The sequence below is a fragment of the Candidatus Omnitrophota bacterium genome (assembly GCA_041649175.1).
In the GTDB taxonomy this organism is placed as follows: domain Bacteria; phylum Omnitrophota; class Gorgyraeia; order Zapsychrales; family JBAZNR01; genus JBAZNR01.
Genome location: JBAZNR010000001.1, coordinates 175,611 through 199,458 on the forward strand (window position 1 = coordinate 175,611; position 23,848 = coordinate 199,458).

The following is a 23,848-nucleotide window of genomic DNA, read 5'->3' on the forward strand; positions in this document are numbered from 1 at the left end:
AGGATCACTTTCTTAGCCTGAACCCTAAATAAAAAAGTGGACGCAAAATGCTCCACCATCCGATAACGGGTTGCATTTTCGTATATCCAAGTTTTTTCGGAGGATAAATTTTCGTCACACCAACTTCCCTGACGCGATAACCCAATGTCACGGCTTTAAAGAAAAGATACGGTTCTAATTCGTAAGCGTTTAGCCACTCCTGCCTTAAATTGATCCGTTCATCTTTGCACAGAGCCAGACGAAAAGCGCGAAACCCGTTGGTACTGTCCGTAATTTTTTTTCCGGTAAAAAGCGAGAATAATAAAGGATGTAGCCGGGTTGCGAGTTTTCGATAAAGCGGCATGGCGCCCCCGGCGCCATTTTTCTTTTTGTAGCGGGAACCCTGAACAAAATCAAACCCTTCTTTAAAGATCGGTTCCAGCAATTGCGGGATCTCATCCGGATTATCTTTGTCATTGCCCGCCATGATCACCAAAACATCATAGTGTTTTTCTAAAGCATAATTGATCGCCGTACGAATGGCGGCTCCAACTCCCCGGCGCTGAGGATGACGAATGGTTTTAACCCCGCGCGAAGCAAAACTTTCGATCATCTGCGTCGTTCCATCGGTCGACCCGTCATCAACGATCAAATAATCGACTTGAGTGACGACCGGACTTCTTAAAAAACGCTCAATAACGCTTTTTAATTTTATATGTTCATTGAAGGCAACCGGAGAGACAAGGACTTTATTCATCCAACTTTAATCCCTGGGAAGTCAGTGAATAAAATAGCCCGCAGGAGCATCGCAGAGAATCATCCAATCTTTTCCCACAGCGACAGGCATAACCCTTGGGTTCGGCCGGGTGGCCGACGACGATAGCAAAGGGCGCGACATCTTTTGTCACAACGCTTCCCGCGCCGATAAAAGCATATTCACCGATCGTAATGCCGCATAAAAGCGTAACATTCGCTCCGATGGTTGCTCCTTTTTTAACAAGTGTCTTTTCTAAAACCCAAGGGTCTTTACGATGGCTGCGCGGATGACGATCATTAATAAAAGCTGTGTTCGCTCCGCAAAAAACATCATCTTCTAAAGTAATTCCGCTAAAGATCGAAACACCGTTTTTGATCGTAACATGATTACCGACGATAGCCCCTTTTTCGATAAAACATCCGTCACAAATATTGCAATGCTCTCCAACAAAAGCACCGTCTTGAATATTCACAAAGGCCCACACGCGGGTTTTCTTACCGACTTTGGCTTTTTTCCCGACCAATGCTGTTTTATGTTTAAAATAATTTGCCATCATTACAAAACCTCAACGGGAACACCGCGTTTTACAATAGATTCCTGGATAGCGCACAAAGTACGCACCACATCTGCGGCTTTTTGCGCATCCGCCAGATCCGGATTCTTATTTTTCTCAACACAATCAATGAAATACTGACTTTGCAATTTTAAGGGTTCCGCTAAACCGATCTTAGGGATCGTGATGCTTCCCTCTTTGGATAAAAGCTGGAATTCGCCGTAGGACTCATAAAAAACGGCTGTCCGCTCGACGTGTTTGTCATAAAGCTTAACAGGGCCATTATTATCCAAATCGTCCCAGATCACCATTTTTTTATCGCCGACAATGGTGATCTGCCGGACTTTTCTAGGGTCAAGCCAACTGACATGAATATTCACAAGAATATTCTTAGGATATTCTAACGTGGCGAATGCTAAATCTTCTAAAGAGTTTCCGAGGCATTTTTGCCCGCGAGCGGAAACACTGATCGGACAGCTGTCTAACAAATAATTAAAAATAGAAATATCGTGCGGCGCTAAGTCCCAAAGCGCGTTGACATCGTAACGAAAAGGCCCCAGATTCGTACGCTCCGAATGGGCATAGTAGACTGATCCCAATTCCCCGGATTTGATATATTCTTTGAGGCGGACAATACCGGCGTTAAAAACAAAAACATGTCCCACCATGAGGATCTTATTTTTCTGTGAAGCCAGCTCTTTTAATTCACGGCATTCTTTAGCTGTGAGCGCTAACGGCTTCTCGCAAAGAACATGCTTATTGTTTTCCAGAGATTCTTTGACCAAGGCATAATGGCTGTTGGTCGGTGTTGCGATGCAAACAGCCGTGATTTCGGGATTTTTTAAAATTTCCTTATAATCAGAAACAGCCGTTACGGATGGGAACAAACCTTTAATGGCTTTAAGTCTTTCCGCATCCAGGTCAGCGCACATAGCGACTTTTGAGTTCGCCCCCTGAGAAAAAATACGGATATGATTGGGGCCCCAATGCCCGCAACCGATAACGCCAATGGTAACCAAATCTTCCTCCTCAATTAAAGTCGTTAACAGGAATATATTATAGTGACGAAAGAGTTATTAAGAAAGATTTTATTTTTGCTTTTCCTCAATACTTTTGATTGTTTGCCGCGGCTAAAACAGGCTGTAATCTATTGAAACATCGGCTCTTTCAAGATAGAATAGTGAGCAAATTAGAACTTCCAGCTTATGAATATTAAAAATATGGCCTCAACTCAGAATCTGCGATCGGCTTCTCTTTTTTTGGGAGCGCTCGTCATTATTTCCATCCATATTCATACTCTCATCAAGGAAACAACAAAAAACCAACAACTTCGCCAAAACGTTCCCGCTCAATTTCTGGGTTATAAATTCGCCGGGCTTGAAGAAACACTGCGCGATGTGCGCTATATTGGCTATTACAGCGATAAAAGCCTTGATGACCGCGTTTTTGCCGCGCAATTTGCCCAGGCGCAGTACATCTTAACTCCGGCTATTTTGGATTTTAACAATACTGATCATGATTTCATCCTTTTTGATTGTTCCACGGAAGATATTGCCATGAGAAAAATAAAACAGATCGGCGCTGTTCCTTTGAAGAAAAACCAATTCGGGATCATCTTAGCAAGAAAAATAAAATGACCGCCATTTTCCCTTATCTACTCTCAACAGCTTTAGGTTATTTGCTGATAAGGACTTTATTTAGAAATCAAACTCCGGTCAGCATTTATTTTTACTTCTTTGTTTCCATTGGCGCCGGTTTAGGCTTAAGCACTTACATAACTTTCTTTAGTTTTCTTTTATTTGATCAATTAAATCAATTTTTTGTTCTTGCGGCACACGCAGTAATCCTATGCCTATTTATTTTGACCGGAAAATTTCTCCTAAAACTTTCCTGGAAAGATCTCTTTATCGTCAGGAAATTTTGCACTCGGGAGCTTTTATTGTTCCTGATCCTTATTTTTGCCTCTGTTCCCCTGCTTATCCACTGCCAATTTTATCCCAATGGCGGCTGGGATGCCTGGTCTTGTTGGAACTTAAAAGCCCGTTACCTTTTTCTCGGCGGCGAAGAGTGGCAAAATATGCTAAACCCAATTCTGTGGCGCTCCAGCCCTCACTATCCGCTTCTTTTACCTCTTATTAATGTCTGGGGGTGGATGTTCTCTGACCAGACGCTACCGGCAACCCCGATGATCACCTCGGTCGTATTCACGTTCATCACATCCGGGCTTTTGCTCTTTAGCTTAAATGAAATAACATCCAAGATCGCGTCTGCTTTAGGTATGCTGCTTATAGCCGTGTTGCCGTTTTTTGTGACCATCGGAACAAGCCAGTACTGCGATATTGTTCTAGGTTATTTTCTTTTAGGGAGCTTTGTTTGCGCGATTCTTGGTATTCGGAAAAATTCTTTGCCTTTGATCGCTTTATCGGGATTGTTTCTTGGATTTTTGAGCTTCACAAAGCCGGAAGGAACGCTGGCTTCTTTACTGATCGTCTTTTTGTTTTGCGCGTATCTTGTTCTTCGGCAAACACAATTTACCCCGAATTTCAGAAAAATTATTACGTATTTTCTAATAACATTTCTTTTTTCGGCCCTACCAACAATTCTTTTCCAGATCGTTTACTCTCCGGGAAATCAAACATTTATCAACGGGCTCTCTTCGTCATCTGATCCGTCTAATTTTTCCAGATTACAGCTCATCGGAAGTTTCTTTCTAGTGGAATTAGGAAGCCAAAAATGGAACGGCCTTTGGATCTTTTTAGGAGTAGGAATTGTGCTTATGGGTAGGAAATGCTGGCAAGGAACAACGCTAATTTTGCCGCTATTTTTCTTAATTTATCTTCTTACGATCTTCTTTTATTATTTTCTGAATACTTATTTTGCGGCCGCCTGGTGGCTATCCGTCACACTCAACAGAATTCTTCTAACACTGCTGCCTTCTGCTATTTTCTGGGTCTTTTCTTCTTTGGGCCGGCTCAGCCAAGAAAAATAATCTTTTACTTTAAAGCCGCTCGATCTTTAAGACCTGATAGTTGAGGTCTCCCGCCGGAACACGGATCACTAATTTCTCTCCAATGGCTTTTCCCATCAGAGATTTTCCCACCGGAGAAAAAATAGAGATCTTTCCTTCTTCATAATTGGCCTCTTCCGGAGAAACAAGCGTATATTTTGTTTCTTCGCCTGTATCAAGATCCTTTAATGTCGCCGTCGCTCCGATAAAGATCTTGTCGGTCGGAATATTCTCGTTTTCAATGATCCGCACTCTGGATAATTTCATTTCCAGCTCGGCAATACGCGCCTCGCAATGCGCCTGGGCATCTTTCGCGGCATCATATTCCGCGTTCTCTGAAATATCTCCCTGCAGCCTGGCCTCGCCGATAGCCTTGGCAATTTTCCGGCGCTCCGTAGTTTTGAGCCGCTCTAGCTCATCGTGTAATTTTCGATGCCCTTCCTTGGTCAAATAAAGTTCCCCAGACATGCTGTCTCCTTTTTATTTCTGCCTACCACTAAACGGCTATTTATCTTTTTCGTTTAAACTTGCCCTTATTGACTATTATAATTCTGCAATCGTCTTTGAGCAGAGTCAAGCATCTTTTTGTTGTTTTGATTTTCATAAAGCTTGATGGCGGCCGCTAAAACTTTTTGAGCTTCATTGATCTGACCTATTTTATTTAAGGTATTCGCGAGATTAAAATACGCATTGGCAAATTGCACGTCAACAGCAATGGCTTTTTCATAACAATCAATCGCTTCATCGTAGCGGCCAAGCATATCCGCAATATTACCCATATTATTATGTGCGGACGCCATTTTATCATCCCGCTTTGCCGCAGACTTATACGCGTCATAGGCCATCTCGTATTTTTCTTCCGACACATAAATGTCGCCTAGGCTATAAAACGCGAAAGCAAAATCAGGGTTGAAACGAATGGCTTCGTAAAAATAAAACTTCGCCTTAGATAGGTCATTTTTCTCCAGATGAACACGCCCCAAACCCGCGTAAGCCGGCGCAAAAGTAGGATTTATCTCCAGGGCCTTGCGGTAGCTTTCCTCGGCAGCTTTCGAATCCCCTTTTTGCCTATGAACATTACCTAGATTATAATGAGGGCCATCGTAATTGGGTTTGATCTCAATGGCTAGGTTTAGCTCTGCTATAGCGCGGTCGATATCCCCTTTTTCAAAATAGATATTACCCAGATTATTATGCGGATGCGCGTAATGGTTATCGAGCGCGATCGCCTTCTCATATTCTTGCTGCGCTTTTTCCAGAAAACCTTTTTCGTGATAGACGACCGCCAAGTTATTATGGACCCTGGCCTTGCCCGGTGATTTTCTAACGATATCTTCCAGAAATCCCAATCGATCAGACCAAACAATATTCCTTTGATAACTTAACACGGAAAGAATGCTGATCAATATCAATGCCGCGGCAATTTGCCATCTTCTAAGAGAAATAAATCGGAACAATAAAACCGCGCAAACAATGATAGCGCCGATCATCGGCAGATAAAGGCGATGTTCAAAAATAACGTCGGCAATAGGGAAAAAACTTGATTCTAAGCTTAACGTTAGAAAGAACCAAGAAATACCGAATGCGATCAATTTTTGCTTCTTATAGATTTGCATGGCAAGAATCAATATTCCAAAGAGAATACAAAAAGAGAAAAAAGTAGGAAACGAAAAAAAGCTACGCGCGATCGGGTAATCGTAATCCAAGTTCTGATGGACAGGAAAAACCAACAGGCGTAAATAGGTTACAAGGACATTGAACTGCGTTAATAAATAATCTCCCCTAGAAATACTGTTCGTTTCCCGCGTTACGTCCAAAAGCCTGGTCAAATCCCATGATTTGTACTTCCATAGCATTAAAAGAGAAGGGACAGCGACAATCATAAAGACAAATGGCAAAAAAGCTAAGATTATTTTTTTATCCCTCTTAAAAGAAAAATCCAGGAAAAATATTTCCAGCAGAATAATGGCAAAAGGCAAAGTAATAATAATGGGTTTTGTAAAAAGCCCCACAAAAGCAACGGCAACCGAAAAAATATAGAAAATTAATTTCTTTTCTTGGCGAAATCGCACATATAAAAGCAGAGCGAGCAAATAGCACGCACCCGCCAAAAGCGTTGAGCGCTGCGAAACATATGTGACCGCTGATGTCTGCAGAGGATGAACAAGGAAAATAGCCGCCCCAAAGAAAGCCATGGCTTTCGCATCTTTTAAGGTCCGATTTTCTTTTAAACCTCTTTGAAATATTTCTTTCAGAAAAAGATAAACAAGGCCCGCTACCGCGAAATGAAGTAATAAATTAACCGCATGATAACCTTCCGGTTTTAATCCGCCAAAAAAATAATTGACCGCAAAACTTAAGTGGGTCAAAAATCTCGACGGATCTGTCATCCAAATAACAAAAATACTGCGCAGATCCTTGATCGCCGAATCTTCAACGATAGTCATATAATCATCGAATTGAAAAGGCGCGCGCAAGGAAGGCCAATAAACACAAACCCCCAAAGCAAAAAGAATAAAAATGGAAATGATCGGCGCGATCGCCTTATTTCTTTTCATTATTTTTTATTTTCGTTGAGTTTTTCTTCGATCGCTTCGGCTTTTTTTGTTTGCCCTTGGGCGCGATACAATTTTACCGCTTGGCGGGCAGACTCTCTTGATTCTTCAAGGCGGCCGGATTCGTAGAGAGCATTGGCTAAATTAAAATACGCCTGAGCCAAGGAAGGATCATGGCTAATGGCTTTTTCATAGTTCTCGATGGATTTTTGAAAATCACCAAAATAAAAAAAGACATTTCCTAAATTGTTAAGCGCATCGGCTAAATCAGGCTTTAATTGAATAGCCTGTTGATAACTCATCAATGCTTCATAAAAATTACTTTCCGTAAAATAAATATTCCCTAAATTATAATGCGCAAACGGATTTTGAGGATCAAGCCTTAGGGATTCTTGCAGGGCTGACTTTGCCTCCCCTGTACGTTTGGCGTCAGAATAAAGATTTCCTAATCCCGCATAGGCGGACGCGTTGAACTTATCTAAGCTGATCGCCCGGTTAAAAGAATCCATGGCGGCATCAAAATCCCCCTTTTTCTGGGCGACAAGCCCTAAACCTAAGCACACCGAAGAATGATCCGGATATTGTCCGGCGAGATTTAAAAGCAGTTTTTCCGCTTCCCGGATATTTCCTGTCTCGAGATAAACCATCGCAAGGTTATAGCGGGCCGTAAAATAATCGGGGTCTAAGCTTAAAGCCTTAAGATATTCGGCCTGAGCTTCTTGAAATTTTCCTTTTGAGAAATAAAAATACCCTAAATTGTTATGCGGCCTGGATTTTTGGGGTGATTTGGCAACAACGTCTTGCATAAATCTTAGGCCATTGCTCCAAAGATCATTTCTGACATAAGTCAGCACTGAAAATACAGCGACCACGGCGACCATAACGCCAATGTATGCCTTTTTATCCTTAAAGAACTTATGAAGGATGGTACACAATAAAATTGCAAATCCAAAACATGATAAATAAACCCGATGTTCGTTAATCACATCTGCCAGCGGAAAAATGCTTGAATCAGGTAAAAGGGCGATAAAAAATATGAAAATACCAAATGATACCAGGGGGCGTTTATTAAATGATGTAGTCGCAATAAAAATGAGAAGGAAAATTCCCGCCAAAGATAGATACGTCGGAAATTCAAAAATGTTATGAACGATCCTAAAATCATAGTCTAGGTTCTGTCCGATGGGAACAAAAAGAAGCTGAAGATATTTCATCATGACATTGAACTGAGTGAACAAATAGCTGGGTTGCGGAATATTGAGATAACTTTGTGTTACAAGCGTTGTTAATTTCCCCATTCCAAAAAGAAAAAGAGGAATGGCCAGCATTGGAAGGACAAAACATAAAAACGTCACTCGCTCCCGCCATCCGGTATCTGGCTCATCATCTTTAAAGAAACACAACTGCACTAAGATCACGACTAAAGGCAGTGTTGCGATGATAGGTTTACTGAGCATCCCCAGAAAACAGAAGACGATCGCCCATAAATATAATTTAAAGTTCCGTTCAATTTTTCCTTTAAAAAAGAAATAGAGCGTTGCGACATAAAAGAAACCTGCCAGAACCGTTGACCGCTGAACAATATAAGTAACCGCTTGTGTTTGGATGGGATGGAGCAGGAAGATGAGCGCGGTAAATAAAGAAATAAGGAAAGAACTGTCCTCATCCCAGGCGTTTTTTATCCGGGGCATCTGGAAGATCTGAAAACTAAAAAGAAAAACAAAAAAGCTCGTCATGATGTGGATCAGCAGGTTAACCAAATGCCATCCAAAAACATTGAGCTTGAATGCCAAGTAAGTTGCAAGAAAGGTAAGATTGGTGAGAAATCTGGAGCGGTCATATTCCCAAAGAGCGGGAAGGTCGAGATTTTTGATGAGCGGATTATCCACGATCACCGCATGGTCATCAAACTGAAAATCACCCCAAAAGCTGCGGCTATAAGCGGCAAAAGCAGAAACAACGATGATCCAAAATGCCGTCCGAAAACGCCGTGCTCCGGAGAAATATTCTAAAAAAGAAGAGCCGAATAGATCCGCGGCCGAAAAATAAGAAGTTTTGCTCACAATTTAGAAAGTGAATTTCTTTGTTGGGAACTATTGCGTTTTGACAACTACATGCTTTCCACGGCCTTCATAATGACCGGAACGATCTCTTTAACTTCATTTTTAACCAAGCGGCCGAGCTTGACAAATTGCCATTCACCGGATTGATTTTGATTCTCGCGAGAGATCTGCAACTTCTTTTCCCCGCCATTATAAGAGAAAACTCCGACGGTGATCTTGGTATCGCCAAACTCTTTGGTTTCTTTGAATGTTTCCGCATCCAACGACTTATCGTACGGCATTAACTTCCTCCTTTAATAAACCCTGTTTTTATCACAGGGTCAATGTTATAAGCCCGGAATATTCAGGCCCGTTGCGGCCTTCATTTTCTGAGCAGCGACGTTCTGAGACCTCACCACGGCAATATTGACCGCCCGCAGCAAATCCCCTTCTAATTTTTGTTTATTGCTCTCCCCTAAAAGCAACGGATCAATTTGTATTGCTTTGAAATTTTGCGCTCCGTTAACAGTGATCTTGATCCCGCGAATATCACTGATCTCTAAAATAGCCGCTTCTAATTCGCGCTTGATCTTTTCCATTTGACTCTTAACTTCCATCAGCTGTTTCATTTTATCAAACATAAAATATCTCCTTTAAAAATAATCATCGTTAAAAATATTTCGGTCGATCTTACCGCAATCGGTACGCAATCTCTAGAAGAGTTGTCACTAGAAATGATCGAAGAAACATAATTATGAAAAACACAATAATGGGAGAAATATCTATCCCCAAAGATGGCAAAAGCCTTCGGACCGGATTTAAAACAGGCTCGGTCGTTCGATAAAGAAATTGAACAATAGGATTAAACGGGTCCGGGTTGACCCAGCTAATCAGCGCCCGTATAAGGATCAGCCAATATGCCAGCGTTAAAAGGACGTCCAGGACTCTTGTGAGCGCAATAATAAGGTTGCTTAAGACGAACATAGTTCCCTACCTTTTTTTGTCTTCGGGTTCAAAGGATTTTTCTTGCTGGTAATTGACAGCGTAAATGGGATAAGGAATAACGATTCCTTCTTGAGCATAGCGCTCTTTCAGTTGCTTAACGAATTCGTGCTTCACCAGATACTGATCGACAAATTCCTTCGCTCGCAAGATAACGGTGAAATTTATAGAAGAATTTCCGAACGTATGAAAACGAATGAACGGCTCAAAGTCGACAACACCGCCGGGAACTTCTTTCATTACATTTTTAGCAACATCAATAGTGACTTTTTCAACATGGTTTAAGTCCGATTGATAATGCACGCCTATCTCTACAAGGACCGCCAGGTCGGTGCCGGGGTAATAGTAGTTGATAATGCGGGAATTTGTCAGCATCTTGTTAGGAAGAATGACCATGTTGTTTGATAAAAATCTTATCCAAGTTGACCGCCAACCGATCTTATGGATATAGCCTTCTTCGCCCGATTCAAGCTTTACAAATTGTCCAACCTGAATAGGTTTATCGATCACAATCTGAATACCCGCAAAAAAGTTTTCCAATGTTGGCTGCAAAGCCAGCGCAACCGCCAAAGAGCCGATTCCCAATGACGCGATGATCGGCGTGATCGAAACACCAAAACTATCTAAAAGGACAAGACCGCCGATCCCTATTGTGGCAATTCGCACAGCTCCCTGGGCAAACCCGCCGGAAGTTCTTAAAATCTCCATTTTGGGAGTATACGACCGGATCAAACCACCAATCAACCTGTCCAAGAAGACAATAACGGCAATGATACTGACGGCCTTAAAAGCTAAAACAAAATAGTGAACCATTTCCGTAGAGGCAAAAGCAGGAATGATCTTTCCGGCGACAACACCGCCGCTTGCCACGATCAACAATGTCAAAGGCAGATCGGCCGCCTTTAAAAGAATATCATCGGCGGACGTTCGCGTTCTCTGAACCATCTTCTTCATGTAGCCGAAGCCGATCATTTTAGCCATCAACAATATCCCGACCCACGCTAAATAGATGATCGGAACATAAATCCACGCGGGAATATAACCGTACATATCACGTTCTCCTCTTCACGAAAAGATTTAAATGGCTCTCTACGGCTTCACGGCCATAGAACATCTTTATTCCTCGGTGAAATTCGCCGAAGCTATCCCGATTCGCATCCTGTGGCGAAATTCTTTTCAATAATTTCGCCACGCTCATCGGGATTCGCCTTATAAATCTACTGTCTTACGACCGTAGATTTATAGCGAAGGCGAACTAAAAAACTTTGAACAAATTTCCTTCGATGAGCCGCTCTTCAATGCGATTTAACAAACGCTTGGACGTCTTAGAAATATATTCTAACTCTTTACTGATAGAGTTGATCGTCTTTGAAGTTTCTGTCAGTGAAACAGCCGTATCGCCAAAAGATTCCGCCAAGTCTTGAACATCTAAAGGGTCTTCGCCTAAGATCGGAGTGGAGAGATCAACGCTGGATGTCGCTTCATCAGTGCTCATATCAATCACTTTCCCGCCTAAAAGCCCTTCGGTCTTGATCGCAACGCGAGAACTTTTCTCCAATTGAGGCTTGTAACGCTTAAAGACATTAAGTGTCACCTGAACTCCTCGCCCTTGGATCTTTTCACTTAAGAAATCGATTTTCCAAACCGTTCCAACATTAACCCCTGATAAACGAATAGGAGCTCCGACGGATAAGCCACCCACTTCCCTAAAAAGGACCGTAATGGGAAAACGAGGCTGCGTAAAACCTTTTTCATTGCTGATGGCCCAGATCACCACAAAGATCAAAAAGATCCCTATGAAGAAAAATATCCCGGCATAAAATCTTTTTACAAAATCACGTTTATCCATTTAAGCCCTCCTGGTCAACTAAAGAATTTTCGCACGAACGGATCGGTTGAAGTTTCAAAATCATGTTTTGTTCCCACCAGCCAAAGACGCCCTTCATGAATTAAAGCCAGCCGGTCGGCAATACGAAACGAATTAATGATATCGTGCGAGGTGATCACGGTTGTTGCGTTAAGTTTTCTGCTTAAATCCAAAATAAGTTGAGAGATATCCTGACTGCGAATAGGGTCAAGCCCGGACGTCGGCTCGTCACAAAAAAGAATTTTTGAGTTAAGGATAACACATCGGGCCAAAGCCGCTCTTTTTTTCATCCCGCCGCTTAACTCAACCGGATATTTTTCTTGGGCGTCTTCTAGCCCGACCAGCTTAAGTGTTTCCATAACCCTGCTTCGGATTTCTTCTTCGCTTAACTCGGTATGTTCTTCCAAAGGGAAAGCAACGTTCTCAAAAATCGTCATAAAATCATATAGGGCCCCCTCTTGGAACAAATATCCGATCTCTTTGCGCACCTTAAGCAACTCTCGCTCGGAAAGCTGCGTAATGTCCGTTGCGTTGATCTCAACACTGCCTCGGTCGGGCCGGCGCAATCCAACGAGGTGTTGTAAAAAAACACTTTTCCCCGCCCCGCTTTCTCCTAAAATGACCAAGATCTCTCCCTCGCGAATTTCAAGGTCAATATCGCTTAAAATCGCTTCGCCGTTGATCTCTTTAGATAGACCCCGGATCCGGATCAATGCATATCCTTTTTTTCAAAAAATCTGAATTTATTCCTGCCGAATTTTGTATACAAACGGTTATATGGACGAACGTCGATCTTTTCGGCAAAAAATTCTGTTCCGCGGTATTCGCCGAGCTTATTCATTTCGGAATCCGTCAAAACCTCAACCTCATCGGTCGGAAACCATAACCCGTTCTCAAAATCAATGGGTTGGCCGTCTTTGATCCAGTCCGCTTCAGCCGATGGCGTATAAAATCCTTTTAGCTGAACCGAGGCGCCGCCGCAACCGGAAAAAATAGCTGCCGCCGCCAAAAGAATAAAAAAAATACTTTTCTCACCTGCCCGTTTCACGCAAGCCTCCTTTGTAGGAACGTAAATATTACCAAAGTGTTAAAATAATTTTTGTCAAGAATGCATTAGATAAAACCACCAAAATATAAGAAAAGGCAACGGCCTTGGTCGTATATTTTCCTACACCCATAGAACCGCCCTTTGTGCTAAAACCTTGGTAGCAACAAATCCATCCGATCAGGATAGCAAAAAAGAATGTCTTCACAAACCCACTAAAAAAATCAACATATCCGATGGCATCAATGGTACGATTGATATAAAAAGATCCCGGAATATTGGCTTCAAAGATCCCGACAAAATATCCTCCGGCAATACCAATGACTTCCGATAGGACAACAAGGATCGGCAGCACCAAAAAACAAGCGATCATTCGCGGAACAACTAAAAACTCGATCGGATCAACGCCTAAGGTGCGCGTTGCCAAAAGCTGGTCATTAACGCTCATGGTTCCCAGTTCAGCGGTGATGCGCGCTCCTGTTTTCCCCGAGAAAATGATCGCGCCAAAAACCGGGCTTAGCTCGCGCACTAAAGAAAGAGCCACTAATTGCGCCACATATTCCTTGGCGCCAAACCGATCCAGCATCATATAGCCCTGTATTGCCAAGACAGCGCCCGTCGCAAACGAAGTCAACGCAATAATGACGATCGACTGGATGCCTTGTTCGTAGATCTGCTTTAAAACCTCTCCTAAGCGAATTTTTCCTCTAAAAATATTCCGCAAAACATCACCCAGAAAAAGCAACGCATCGCCTAGCCCGCAGATAAAACCAACGATATAATCAAGAATATAGCGCATGGATCCTTATGATCTAAAAATTCTTAAAGTAAAAAAGTTACTGATCCTTTAACCAGATCTTTTCAAGCTCAGAAGTGATCTCATGTTCCAGCGTCTTTGAGATCGTTTTATTTTCTTCACGCTTGATACGGGCGGATTTATCTTCGTTGCCGTCCGCGTGCCGCGGCTTTACTTGCGCCACAAAATCTTTAACATTTAAAACATCAGCCCCTAATGCCCGTATCGAAAACCTTAATTCTTTATCATCCGTGACAACAATGATGTTTTTCTTGCGGGTTGCTGTCGAAAGGATACGCCTGATCCTGTCATCTGCCGTTTCACCTTGAGAAAAAACGATTTTTACGGATGTCGTGTTTTGTGCGGCCGATTCAAAAGGCCATCCGTCAAAAACGATCGTCACAATATTTTTTACACTGCCTTGCGGCCGAAAAATCTCGACAAAACGCGCCAGATCTCCCCGGGCACTTTTAAATTCTCTCGGAGCTAATGCCGGGAGCTGATGGACGATATTATAACCATCGAGGATATATTGGAGCGCCATGAATTATCATTTCACTTAACTTACGGCGAAGCTGTTTCGGCGGTTTTCTTGATCAGTTCTTTGACCGGAGACTTGGTCGCCGCATAAACAATGCCGCCAAAAAGCCCCACAATGACCATGAATAAAAACGTCATTAAGCTAATGCTCACCGCTATTCCGGAACTGACACCAACCTTAGCCAATAAATACGCCGCCCCCGCTTCGCGCACGCCTAATCCACCTATCGATGGAAGAGTGGTGATCACGCAAATAATGGGTGTAAAAATAATGAAATAGATCAAAAGAATGTCTTGGTGTAAAGCTTTTCCCAGAAAGAACGAAACGATCGCGGCTAAAACTTGCGCGAATCCCGACAAGGCCACAACCTTATAAAGCGCGGTTCGTTTATCTTTCAACAAAGCGATATCATAATGAAGATCCATCAAATTTTTCTGGATCTTAGGTAGCCGGCTGAAGATCCGGCATCCAAAAGAATATATTTTCTCGTTAAATAAAACTGTCCCGACAAATACCGATACCGCCGCCATGGCAAAAATAGTAAGCGACAATGACCTGTCATCGATCAAATGCTGGCCGATCATAAAAGAAACAATGGCGACCACAGCCATGCCGGCAAAACCGCTTAAACGATCCAGCAAAACTGATGCCACGACTTTGGCTTTCTCGTTACAATGTACGCATAGGCCGATCGTCTTGATAACATCGCCACCGATAGCGCTCGGTAAAAATAAATTTCCAAAAAGGCCTATAAAGAAATAACGGAAAATATTTGTCAAAGAAACTTTAATATCCAAAGCCCTGATCAAAACCATCCACCGCACCAAAAGGACAAAATTGATCACAGCGAAGACCGCTCCGGCGCAAAGAATATACGTCAGGTCGGCTGTTTTAAATATTTCCCAAGTCGCAGAAATATCAATTTTTCGAAAGAGATAGATAAGCAAAGCGGCGCTTAAGCCAACACGCACCAAAAGTCCGAAGATATCTTTAAGTTTCTGTTTCATTTTTCAGCGAACCTGACTAAAGATTGTTTTCGCGCATTCATTATATCCTTCTTCAGCAATATAAGAACTACGCACCAAAGGAGCGCTTAGAACCGATTTAAACCCTAAAGATAATCCCATGGTTTTGAAAGCATTAAACTCTTCCGGCGAATAAAACCGTTCCACCTTTAAGTGGCGTTTAGATTTAGAAGGCGCGAGATATTGACCGATGGTTAAAATATCACAATCAACCGATCGTAAATCGCGCATAACGTCCTCAATTTCCTTTTCTTGTTCGCCAAGCCCTAACATAAAACTTGATTTGGTAAAAATTGTTTTATCTAAGGTTTTCAGGGATGCCAAAACATCCAAGGACCTTTGATATTGTGCTTGAGGCCTAACTTTCGGCGAGAGGCGTCTTACAGTTTCAATATTATGGCTCATCACTTCGGGATGGGCATCAGCCACAATTCTTAAAAGTTCAGCTTTTCCGGAGAAATCAGGAATAAGGACTTCCACCTTTGTAAGCGGCGTTAACTCTTTGATTTGACGGATAACATCCGCGAAATGTCCGGCCCCTTCATCCGCCAAATCATCGCGGGCAACGGAGGTGATGACGGCATAGCGAAGGTTCATTTCTTTGACCGTCAAAGCCACATTGCAAGGTTCGTCTTTGTCGACTTTTTCCGGAAGGCCGGCAGCCACCGCGCAAAAACGGCAAGCCCGCGTGCAAATATTCCCTAAGATCATGAACGTTGCCACACCTTTGCCCCAGCATTTTCCTAAATTAGGACAACGCGCGCTTTCACAAACCGTATGCAAACGGTCAGACCGAAATGATTCTTTCATCTCGCGGATCTTGGCTAGGTCGGGTAAATCCTGCTTAAACCAGGCGGGAAGTTTTTGAGAAGGCTCTTGGGTTAAGGTATCAGCGGGCATAAATCTGTTTATGTTTTTTGTACCTGACGGATGGCTTTCAGTTTTGGCCTTAATTTGATCTTTGCGGCCAGATTGGCATAATCCGTTATGAGCTTGCCTTTAAGATGATCTGTTTCATGTAAAATAACACGAGCTAAAAGTTCATCGTACTCTTTACGGATGAGCTGATTATCTTCGTCAAGATGTTCGACTAAGATTTTCTTCGGACGCTTTACTTTAACGATAATGCCCGGAATGCTCAAACACCCTTCTTCCAGGACCTCTGAACCGCTTTTTTTTAGAATACGCGGATTAATGAAAGCGGCAGGGCCGTTACCGACATCCGCAACAAAGATTTGCTCATTAATTCCCACTTGCGGAGCGGCCAGTCCAACCCCTTTGTTCTGATGCATGGTTTCGATCATCGAGGCGATCAACATACGCTCGCCGGCATTCACACGCTTGACCACAGAAGATTTCTTGCGCAAGCAAGGATCCCCGTAAATCCTAATTTTTAATTCTGTTTTTATCATCCAGATGAACGATTTTTGTTTTTAAGCCCTTGGCTTCTTTTTCATCCACAAGCGCGTAACTTAAAATGATCAGCTCATCCCCCGCAAACCCAAAGCGTGCCGCCGGGCCGTTGAGACAAATTTCTCCCGTATTGGGCTTTCCGGCAATGGCATATGTTTCAATGCGAGAACCGTTATTCACGTTTAAAACCTCAACTTTTTCGCCTTCGATAATATCAACCGCCTTAAGAATAGCTGAATCAACGGTAATACTTCCTTGGTAATAAAGTTGGGCTTCGGTCACTTTAGCATGAGCAATTTTTGACTTACAAAACGTAATGAACATGGTAACTCCTGATTATGATCTTATTTAATGTTTTGATTAGCACGGCTCACCAGTTGGTCTTTGCTTAAAGCCCCGACGATCTGGTCGACCACTTTTCCTTCTTTAAAGAACATAAGCGTCGGGATAGACATGACGCCATATTTCATGGCTAAATTTTGAGCATCATCAATGTTGAGCTTGGCGACTTTGAGTTTTCCCGAGAATTCTTTCGCTACTTCATCAACAATGGGGCTGATCATACGGCAAGGCCCGCACCATTCAGCCCAAAAATCAACCAAAACAGGAACAGTTGATTTCAAAACTTCCTGGTCAAAATTTTTCTCATCCAAATGCAAAAGACTCATTACATCTCCTCCTGTAGGTAATATAGTAACTAATACTACTAATTATGTGTGATTTAAGCCCATCAGCTTAAAATCAAGAAAGTTGAGAGTGTATTATATACTGATTGGTCTTGCGCCGCAAGGATATTCACGGGCGAGAAACCCGGAAATATCAAGATGATGCCAATTAAGAATCGCTTCTCTTAAAGACTTTCTATCATTTTTCCGCAGGAAAAACGGTGATCTTGTCCCCGGTGATCTTCGCGTTTGGAACAATGATCCGCTTGCCATCCGATGTCACAATGATCGTATTGAATATTTGGATCTCCTCAACAACTCCCAAAGCACCACCCGCTTCGACCGTACTGCCCACATGAAATGGCTGAAAAATGATCAGCATAACTCCCGCAGCAAAGTTTGACAAAGAACCTTGCAAGGCCAAGCCAACCGCCAAGCCGGCGGCACCAAGAACCGCGATAAACGATGTTGTCTCAACACCCAGTTTATTTAAGGCGGCAATAACGGCAAATGCCAGGATAATAAAGTACACCATGTCCTTAGCAAAGGTAACGAGTGTTCTATTGATCTTTGAGCGCGTCATGGATTTATCAACTATCTTAGATACGATCTGGGCCGCCCATTTTCCCAAAATGAAGATAACGACCGCCGCCAGCAAATTAATGCCATATTGAATCAAATAACCGTAGATCTTATCCCAATTTTCTTGCATCAATTCTCCTCCTCATTATTTTTATCAATAAAAAACCGATTATACGCTTGCAAACCCAAGTAATATTCGCACACAGGTTTCAAATCCCGATTAATAGGATAACTTTTAAGCAATAGCTCTACTCGGGCATGTTTATAATCTATCGGCTTCATATACTTCGTATTAACAACACTTTGAATGTCCTCCCGATATTCCAAAGGAAAAGCAGAAAGAATTTGTTGGTATCTTCTTTCATTTTTATTGAACGGCGCATTAGACGCTAAGCAAAAAGATCCATAGATCTTAATGTGATCAAAGACAGAGAATAAAGTTCCCAAGACCACGCGATATTCATTCATCCACAGCAAAAGAACACCGCCCGGCGCAAGGCGGTCTTTGATCAACTGCAAAAATTCCTGCGAATAAACATTATTGCTGTACGCAGTCGTTGTCCGGATAAGATTAATGAGAATAAGGTCATATTTTTCATCTGTCCTTAACAAAAATCTTCTTCCGTCATCAATGACCAGATGAATGCGCGGATCAGACAGCATCCTATCGAAGAAAGGTATTTTTATCAAATTCCGGATAAGCGCGCGATGGATCTCAACGACCGTGATCTTTTTGGCCTCAATACTTTTTCTAATTGCTTCGGTAATAGACCCCGTTCCATAACCAATGACGAGGATATTATCCATACGGGGCGCGAAACTAGCCGCTTCCATAGCTTCATAAAAAAACATATGGCTCGGATATCCTCCCTCGGAAGAACCATTGATATAATTTGCAATATATTTCCCCTGCTGCGCGGTCACCACCACCGCTCCCACATCTTCTTCGATCAAGACAGCCGAGGTGTTCGCGGACAAAGGATGCATTAATTCATAAAGCTGAGTTTTCTTAGGAAAGAAGATGAAAAGAATGGTCAGAAGGATCAGCAGGCCTGATTTTTGTGCAAGGCGCATTTGCCAATTTGCGGAAGTTTTTATCCAAAATCCTAAAAGAATGCCGATACAGCAAAAGATGATCAAAGTTTGTTCCGTGCCCAAATACGCTAAAAGCAAAAACCCCGTAACAAGCCCGCCTAAAAGATTGCCGATCGTGTTAAAGAAATAGATGGTCCCGATCGTCTTGCCTTCTTTATTTTTCTCCGATAAACCCAAAAGAGAGATAAGAGGAAAGCTTGCCCCCATCAAAATCGTTGGAACTAGCACAAAAACGATCGGCCATAAGAAAACATCAATGAGAGAATACAAAAACCAAAAAAATGTTACCGGCCTAAGAAGGCTTTCCTGAAATGCCGCGATGGTCGGTAAAAAAGGATGCAGGTCATGCGCGAATGAGATCGTCGTCGCCCAGCGAAAATGGGTATTTTTTGTCAGATAAAAATACCCGATAAAAACGACCATAACAAATAAAGCGATAAAAAACTGCAGAAGAAAAAAAAGGCTGCGCTTGTCCGCACTTTTATGTTTATTTAAATGCCGGTTCATCCATAAACTTCCCAAAGCAATACCTAAAAGATAAACAGCCAGTACCGTTGAGAATGTATACGCAGACGCCTTAAGCGGGATCTTGATGACGCGAAACCAAATGATCTCATATCCGATCGCCAGAAATCCCGTAATAAATACCAATAAATACGCCATTTTTCCGAATAGAAAATCACTGCCTTGATCATCATGAGCTTGAGGCAGCTCTGCCGCGCGAACAGGCATAGACCTGGCAAGAAAGATCAACAAGGCCAAAATGCCGTTGATCGTAACGGCAACATAGATAGCGGTATCCAAGCCAAAGAAAGAAATGATCACATAGCTCGCGCATAAAGCTCCAAAAGCCGCTCCGATCGTATTGATAAAATACAAGTGGCTGACCGTCTTAAAGAAATCCCGGACAAAGCTATTGAATATTTTTGTTAAAAGCGGAAGCGTCATTCCCATCAAAAACGTCGGGAGCGACAAAAACAAGAACATGTACGCAAACGAAAGCCAGTAATCGCTTCCGGCCGTGTGGCGGCCGAGAAAATCTAGGAAAGGAATGCTTAAAACCCCAAAACAGCCGATCAGTATCTCGATGATAAAATAAAAAGTGATCTTGTCTTTGATGCGCTCAGCGAGCACTCCGCCTAAAAGCGCTCCGCATCCTAATCCAAACATATAAACACTCACGATCAAAGCGGAAGAGATCTCTCCAACCCCATAATAAAGCGTTAAAAGTCTTTGCCAAACCACCTGATAGATCAGTCCGGCAAATCCGGAGAAGAAAAAGACAAAAGAGAGCAATGAGCTGATATGGCGAGAATTCTGAAGCGAACTTGAAAGCGGATTTTTCTTAAAGAAGAAATTCATTTTAATTTTTGGAACGTATTTTTGCGCTCAAGGATATGGGACATTATACAGATAATGCTTCTTTACGGCAAATATTTTAGGAAATGCCAAAAGCCGATCTGCGCTTGTCTAAAAAGGAGTTTTGATCTATTAAGATTTAAAGACGATTAATGTTTGCGGAATTTATTCCACTGCGGTTTGCTGTGGCGCTTCTCATGCTGATGAGAAGATCTGCCGGAAAATGATCTGCCCTGAAATTTACTTGGAAACGGCCTGCGCGAACGCGAAAATGAAGATGACGACGAAGATTGATCAAATTGTTCCGGGGGAATTTCCGGATGTTTAGAAACAGGAAGAGGGATGCGGATAAGTTTTTCAATATTGCGCACATCACTAGCTTGATCGGGCGTGGCAAAAGAAATGGCGCGCCCTTGATGCCCGGCTCGCCCGGTGCGCCCGATACGATGCACATAATTCTCGGCATCTTCGGGAAGATCAAAATTGATTACCAACTCAATGCCGACAACATCAATACCTCTGGCGGCAATATCTGTCGCTACCAGCACTCTGTATTTCCCTGACTTAAATCCTTCCAGGGCTTCCCGGCGCTGATTTAAAGAACGGTCGGAATGTATTTCTGCGGCCCGATAACCCATATTGCGGATCTCGCGCACGATTTTACCGGCATTGTGTTTGGTGCGAGAAAACAAAAGAACAGCGCCGTGATATTGAGCGAGTAGTTTTCCTAAAAGCCGCAACTTGGCATCTTTTTTCACGATGAATAATTCTTGAGTAATACGGTCAGCCGCTGTTCCGGATGGCGCGACTTCCACGGAAACAGGAAGCTTCATATATTTGGCGGCAATATTCATGATCTCTTTGGGAATGGTCGCTGAAAAAAGCATGGTCTGACGGTCTTTAGGAACAAAGCGTAAGATTTTTTCGATTTGCGGAGCAAAACCCATATCGAGCATACGGTCCGCTTCATCCAAAACGAGCATCGTGACTTCATTGGGAAGCACGTTCCAACGTTCCATGTGATCTAAAAGCCTGCCCGGAGTTGCGATAATAATACGCGGCCCACGTCGAAGAGCCTGCACCTGCGCGTCCATCGGAGCGCCGCCGATAAGACAAGCCGTGCGCATATTGAACGGACGCACAATGGCTTGAAAGGCCTCATCAATTTGAATAGCTAATTCCCTGGTCGGCGCTAGAACAAGCCCGTTTCCTTTACGTTGCGCCAAGCGTTGTACCATCGGAATAGCAAACGAATGGGTTTTGCCGGTACCGGTTTGCGCAATGCCGACAATGTCCTTACCTTCGACAGCTAAAGGAATGGCTTTACGTTGAATAGGCGTGGGGGTTTTAAATTTTATTCGAGCAAGAATTTCGAGGATCTTAGGCGCAATGCCTAACCCGTCAAAATTTTGATGTTCTAAGATAGGCTCCGGCGTAAGATTGCCGTTTACAGCTGGTTTATGATGCATAGTCATGATCGAGAAACCTTTGATTTATGTTCCGGTAATAGTTGGCTGGCGTGGACATGGCAATAAGCTTCATGATTATAAATGCTTAAAATATGCTTGCACAAACGCTGCTTACATTTTCGCCCTTTATAAGAAGTTCTGATTTTCTTGATATTGCCTCCGCCAAATTAAAAGATCGAATAAAAAAACCGCCAAGGTTAGTTGTTGTTCCCTCGCGCGGCCATGAAAGGTCTTCTAAACTCTGTAGGTGATTATACTCTCTTCTGGAGGTTTGTCAAACAGAACTATGGGCGAGCCCAAAAAAGAAATCAAGGTGGATCTTACGACAAAAATTGCTTAGCCCGGTCGATCGATTCTTTCATTCCGGAAAAAACATTATCCTCACCGATCAGGTCATAAAGATTGGATTTAACCATTTCATTTAAAGGCTGTACATGAAGGCCCGTGATGATCAAATGAATGCCGCTTTTTTTGCATTTTTCGTAAAAACATTTTAAGGCGTGCATTCCGGTCGAATCAATAAGGGGTACATCGCGAAATCGCAAGATCCTCACCTTAGGTCTTTCGCCGATGGCTCGGTCGGTCTCATCAAAACGATTGGCCGCGCCGAAAAACAAAGGCCCGTTAATTTCGTAAACCTGAACGCCCGCCGGAACCGGGATCATCGAAGAAAGCTGATCACCATTTCTTTCATCGTCCTGAATTTCTTTGGCAAAAATACGAATATTGGTAACGTCCGCCATGCGTTTCATAAAAAGAAAAGCAGACAACACAACGCCCAATTCAATGGCCGCTGAAAGGTCGATCAAAACAGTAACGAGAAAGGTTGATAAAAGAACGATCTTATCCCCTTTTGATCCGCTCAAAAGTTCCCGAAATGAACGCCATTCACTCATATGATAAGCGACGACAACTAAAATCCCGGCAAGACAGGCCAACGGAACTTTTCCGATAAATTTTCCAAACAAAAGCATGACCGCAAAAACAGTCAACGAGTGAATGATCCCGGCAATCGGTGTTCGTCCGCCGTTTTTAATATTCGTAACGGTGCGCGCAATAGCTCCCGTTGACGGGATCCCGCCAAAAATAGACGAACCGATATTAGCAATTCCTTGGCCCACCAATTCCATATTAGAGCGATGTTTTCCGCCGATCATACCGTCCGAAACAACAGCGGATAAAAGTGACTCGATGCCGCCCAAAAGCGCGATGGTAAACGCGGGTTGAAAAAGATTGCGCATCACAGCTATATCAAAGTCCGGCATACGCGGCATAGGCAGCGCATGCGGAAGCTCCCCAAACCTTGAATGGATTGTTTCAACAGGCAGATTAAAAATAGAAACGAGGGCTGATGTCGCAATAATAGAAACAAGGGCACCGGGTACGCGACGGGAAACTTTGGGCCAGATCGTTATGATACACACCGTCAATAAAGCGATGGCCAATGCCAAATAATTCACAGAGCCGATATTTCGTATAAAGGCAATCCACTTTTCAATAAAATCAACCGGAATAACAGCTACCGAAAGCCCTAAAAAGTCTTTCACCTGAGATGAAAAAATAATAACCGCAATCCCGCTGGTAAATCCTACCATCACCGCGTGCGGAATAAATTTAATGATCGTCCCGAACTTCGCGAACCCCATGATCAAAAGGATAACGCCGGCCATTAAGGTCGCGAGGACAAGACCGTCAACTCCATATTTTTGGACAACACTATAGATGATAACAACGAAAGCGCCCGTCGGGCCGCCAATTTGCACCCGGCTTCCGCCAAATGCCGAAACAAGAAATCCGGCGATGACTGCAGTAATTAGGCCTTTTTCCGGAGAAACGCCGGAGGCGATCGCAAAGGCAATGGCCAAAGGAATGGCAACAATTCCGACGACAACTCCGGCGATCGCGTCAGCAATAAATTGACTTCGCGAATAACCCTTGAGTGTTGTAAAAATTTTTGGAGTGAGCATAAAAAAATAAAACCTTGACGGTGTTCGATCAAGGTTTTCTCGTTGGCTGCTTAAAACAGTCTGTGTTAAAAAATGGAACCCTTATGATTCGGACATCAAATAACTATTCTTAAATCTTGTGTTAATTAT

The 23,848-nt window shown here is 42.9% G+C and carries 26 protein-coding genes; 2 read left to right on the plus strand and 24 right to left on the minus strand.

Annotation, left to right across the window (positions count from 1 at the left end; translation table 11 throughout):
* Positions 1-4: 4 nt before the first annotated feature.
* From WC676_00830 to WC676_00840, 3 genes are read right to left on the minus strand one after another with little or no spacing between them, the layout of a single operon-like run.
* On the minus strand, positions 5-736 hold the full coding sequence (locus WC676_00830) for a glycosyltransferase family 2 protein (GenBank protein ID MFA5059159.1): 732 nt from the start codon (positions 734-736) through the stop codon (positions 5-7).
* The gene (locus WC676_00835) at positions 729-1,292 is read right to left on the minus strand and encodes an acyltransferase (GenBank protein ID MFA5059160.1); all 564 of its coding nucleotides are present in this window, start codon (positions 1,290-1,292) and stop codon (positions 729-731) included. Before WC676_00835 ends, WC676_00830 begins: the two co-directional genes overlap by 8 nt.
* On the minus strand, positions 1,292-2,308 hold the full coding sequence (locus WC676_00840; GenBank protein ID MFA5059161.1) for a Gfo/Idh/MocA family oxidoreductase: 1,017 nt from the start codon (positions 2,306-2,308) through the stop codon (positions 1,292-1,294). The genes WC676_00835 and WC676_00840 overlap by 1 nt, the downstream gene beginning before the upstream one ends.
* Before the next feature lie 186 nt (positions 2,309-2,494).
* Between WC676_00840 and WC676_00845 the strand changes: the two genes are divergently transcribed.
* Positions 2,495-2,926, plus strand: coding sequence for a hypothetical protein (locus tag WC676_00845; GenBank protein MFA5059162.1), 432 nt, complete (start codon positions 2,495-2,497; stop codon positions 2,924-2,926).
* Positions 2,923-4,278 carry a glycosyltransferase family 39 protein gene (locus WC676_00850; protein MFA5059163.1) on the plus strand — a complete coding sequence of 452 codons (1,356 nt, stop codon included), beginning with the start codon at positions 2,923-2,925 and terminating at the stop codon, positions 4,276-4,278. Before WC676_00845 ends, WC676_00850 begins: the two co-directional genes overlap by 4 nt.
* A gap of 9 nt (positions 4,279-4,287) precedes the next feature.
* Here WC676_00850 and greA read toward each other — a convergent pair whose 3' ends face one another.
* From greA to sulP, 21 genes are all read right to left on the minus strand, one after another.
* A complete protein-coding gene (gene greA / locus WC676_00855; GenBank protein ID MFA5059164.1) occupies positions 4,288-4,764 on the minus strand; it encodes a transcription elongation factor GreA in 477 nt (158 codons plus the stop codon).
* Positions 4,765-4,829: 65 nt separating this feature from the next.
* Positions 4,830-6,854 carry a tetratricopeptide repeat protein gene (locus tag WC676_00860; protein MFA5059165.1) on the minus strand — a complete coding sequence of 675 codons (2,025 nt, stop codon included), beginning with the start codon at positions 6,852-6,854 and terminating at the stop codon, positions 4,830-4,832.
* A complete protein-coding gene (locus tag WC676_00865; GenBank protein ID MFA5059166.1) occupies positions 6,854-8,914 on the minus strand; it encodes a tetratricopeptide repeat protein in 2,061 nt (686 codons plus the stop codon). The genes WC676_00860 and WC676_00865 overlap by 1 nt, the downstream gene beginning before the upstream one ends.
* A gap of 47 nt (positions 8,915-8,961) precedes the next feature.
* On the minus strand, positions 8,962-9,195 hold the full coding sequence (locus tag WC676_00870; GenBank protein MFA5059167.1) for a hypothetical protein: 234 nt from the start codon (positions 9,193-9,195) through the stop codon (positions 8,962-8,964).
* Positions 9,196-9,240: 45 nt separating this feature from the next.
* On the minus strand, positions 9,241-9,534 hold the full coding sequence (locus tag WC676_00875; GenBank protein ID MFA5059168.1) for a YbaB/EbfC family nucleoid-associated protein: 294 nt from the start codon (positions 9,532-9,534) through the stop codon (positions 9,241-9,243).
* Between the two features lie 49 nt (positions 9,535-9,583).
* The gene (locus tag WC676_00880) at positions 9,584-9,877 is read right to left on the minus strand and encodes a YggT family protein (GenBank protein MFA5059169.1); all 294 of its coding nucleotides are present in this window, start codon (positions 9,875-9,877) and stop codon (positions 9,584-9,586) included.
* A gap of 6 nt (positions 9,878-9,883) precedes the next feature.
* Positions 9,884-10,945 carry a mechanosensitive ion channel family protein gene (locus WC676_00885; protein MFA5059170.1) on the minus strand — a complete coding sequence of 354 codons (1,062 nt, stop codon included), beginning with the start codon at positions 10,943-10,945 and terminating at the stop codon, positions 9,884-9,886.
* A 205-nt stretch (positions 10,946-11,150) separates the two neighbouring features.
* Positions 11,151-11,744: an MCE family protein gene (locus WC676_00890; protein MFA5059171.1), complete on the minus strand. Its 594-nt coding sequence runs from the start codon at positions 11,742-11,744 to the stop codon at positions 11,151-11,153.
* A 14-nt stretch (positions 11,745-11,758) separates the two neighbouring features.
* Complete coding sequence (locus WC676_00895) at positions 11,759-12,475, minus strand: ATP-binding cassette domain-containing protein (protein ID MFA5059172.1); 717 nt, start codon at positions 12,473-12,475, stop codon at positions 11,759-11,761.
* Positions 12,472-12,810 carry a hypothetical protein gene (locus WC676_00900; protein ID MFA5059173.1) on the minus strand — a complete coding sequence of 113 codons (339 nt, stop codon included), beginning with the start codon at positions 12,808-12,810 and terminating at the stop codon, positions 12,472-12,474. Before WC676_00900 ends, WC676_00895 begins: the two co-directional genes overlap by 4 nt.
* 28 nt (positions 12,811-12,838) lie before the next feature.
* Complete coding sequence (locus WC676_00905) at positions 12,839-13,606, minus strand: ABC transporter permease (GenBank protein ID MFA5059174.1); 768 nt, start codon at positions 13,604-13,606, stop codon at positions 12,839-12,841.
* A 37-nt stretch (positions 13,607-13,643) separates the two neighbouring features.
* Positions 13,644-14,147 (minus strand): NYN domain-containing protein, encoded by a 504-nt coding sequence (locus WC676_00910; GenBank protein ID MFA5059175.1) that lies wholly within the window; start codon positions 14,145-14,147, stop codon positions 13,644-13,646.
* A gap of 20 nt (positions 14,148-14,167) precedes the next feature.
* Positions 14,168-15,151 carry a lysylphosphatidylglycerol synthase transmembrane domain-containing protein gene (locus WC676_00915; protein ID MFA5059176.1) on the minus strand — a complete coding sequence of 328 codons (984 nt, stop codon included), beginning with the start codon at positions 15,149-15,151 and terminating at the stop codon, positions 14,168-14,170.
* Between the two features lie 3 nt (positions 15,152-15,154).
* Entirely contained in the window at positions 15,155-16,069 is a 915-nt protein-coding gene (gene lipA / locus WC676_00920) for a lipoyl synthase (protein ID MFA5059177.1), read from the minus strand.
* Between the two features lie 8 nt (positions 16,070-16,077).
* Positions 16,078-16,536 carry a peptide deformylase gene (gene def / locus WC676_00925; protein MFA5059178.1) on the minus strand — a complete coding sequence of 153 codons (459 nt, stop codon included), beginning with the start codon at positions 16,534-16,536 and terminating at the stop codon, positions 16,078-16,080.
* Between the two features lie 19 nt (positions 16,537-16,555).
* Positions 16,556-16,906: an aspartate 1-decarboxylase gene (gene panD / locus WC676_00930; GenBank protein MFA5059179.1), complete on the minus strand. Its 351-nt coding sequence runs from the start codon at positions 16,904-16,906 to the stop codon at positions 16,556-16,558.
* Between the two features lie 20 nt (positions 16,907-16,926).
* Positions 16,927-17,250, minus strand: a complete 324-nt coding sequence (trxA, locus tag WC676_00935; protein MFA5059180.1) for a thioredoxin — start codon at positions 17,248-17,250, stop codon at positions 16,927-16,929.
* A 196-nt stretch (positions 17,251-17,446) separates the two neighbouring features.
* Positions 17,447-17,959, minus strand: a complete 513-nt coding sequence (locus WC676_00940) for a mechanosensitive ion channel domain-containing protein (protein ID MFA5059181.1) — start codon at positions 17,957-17,959, stop codon at positions 17,447-17,449.
* Positions 17,959-20,286, minus strand: coding sequence for a fused MFS/spermidine synthase (locus WC676_00945; protein MFA5059182.1), 2,328 nt, complete (start codon positions 20,284-20,286; stop codon positions 17,959-17,961). Before WC676_00945 ends, WC676_00940 begins: the two co-directional genes overlap by 1 nt.
* Positions 20,287-20,432: 146 nt before the next feature.
* On the minus strand, positions 20,433-21,758 hold the full coding sequence (locus WC676_00950; GenBank protein MFA5059183.1) for a DEAD/DEAH box helicase: 1,326 nt from the start codon (positions 21,756-21,758) through the stop codon (positions 20,433-20,435).
* A 314-nt stretch (positions 21,759-22,072) separates the two neighbouring features.
* Positions 22,073-23,719: a sulfate permease gene (gene sulP, locus WC676_00955; protein ID MFA5059184.1), complete on the minus strand. Its 1,647-nt coding sequence runs from the start codon at positions 23,717-23,719 to the stop codon at positions 22,073-22,075.
* Positions 23,720-23,848: the final 129 nt, after the last annotated feature.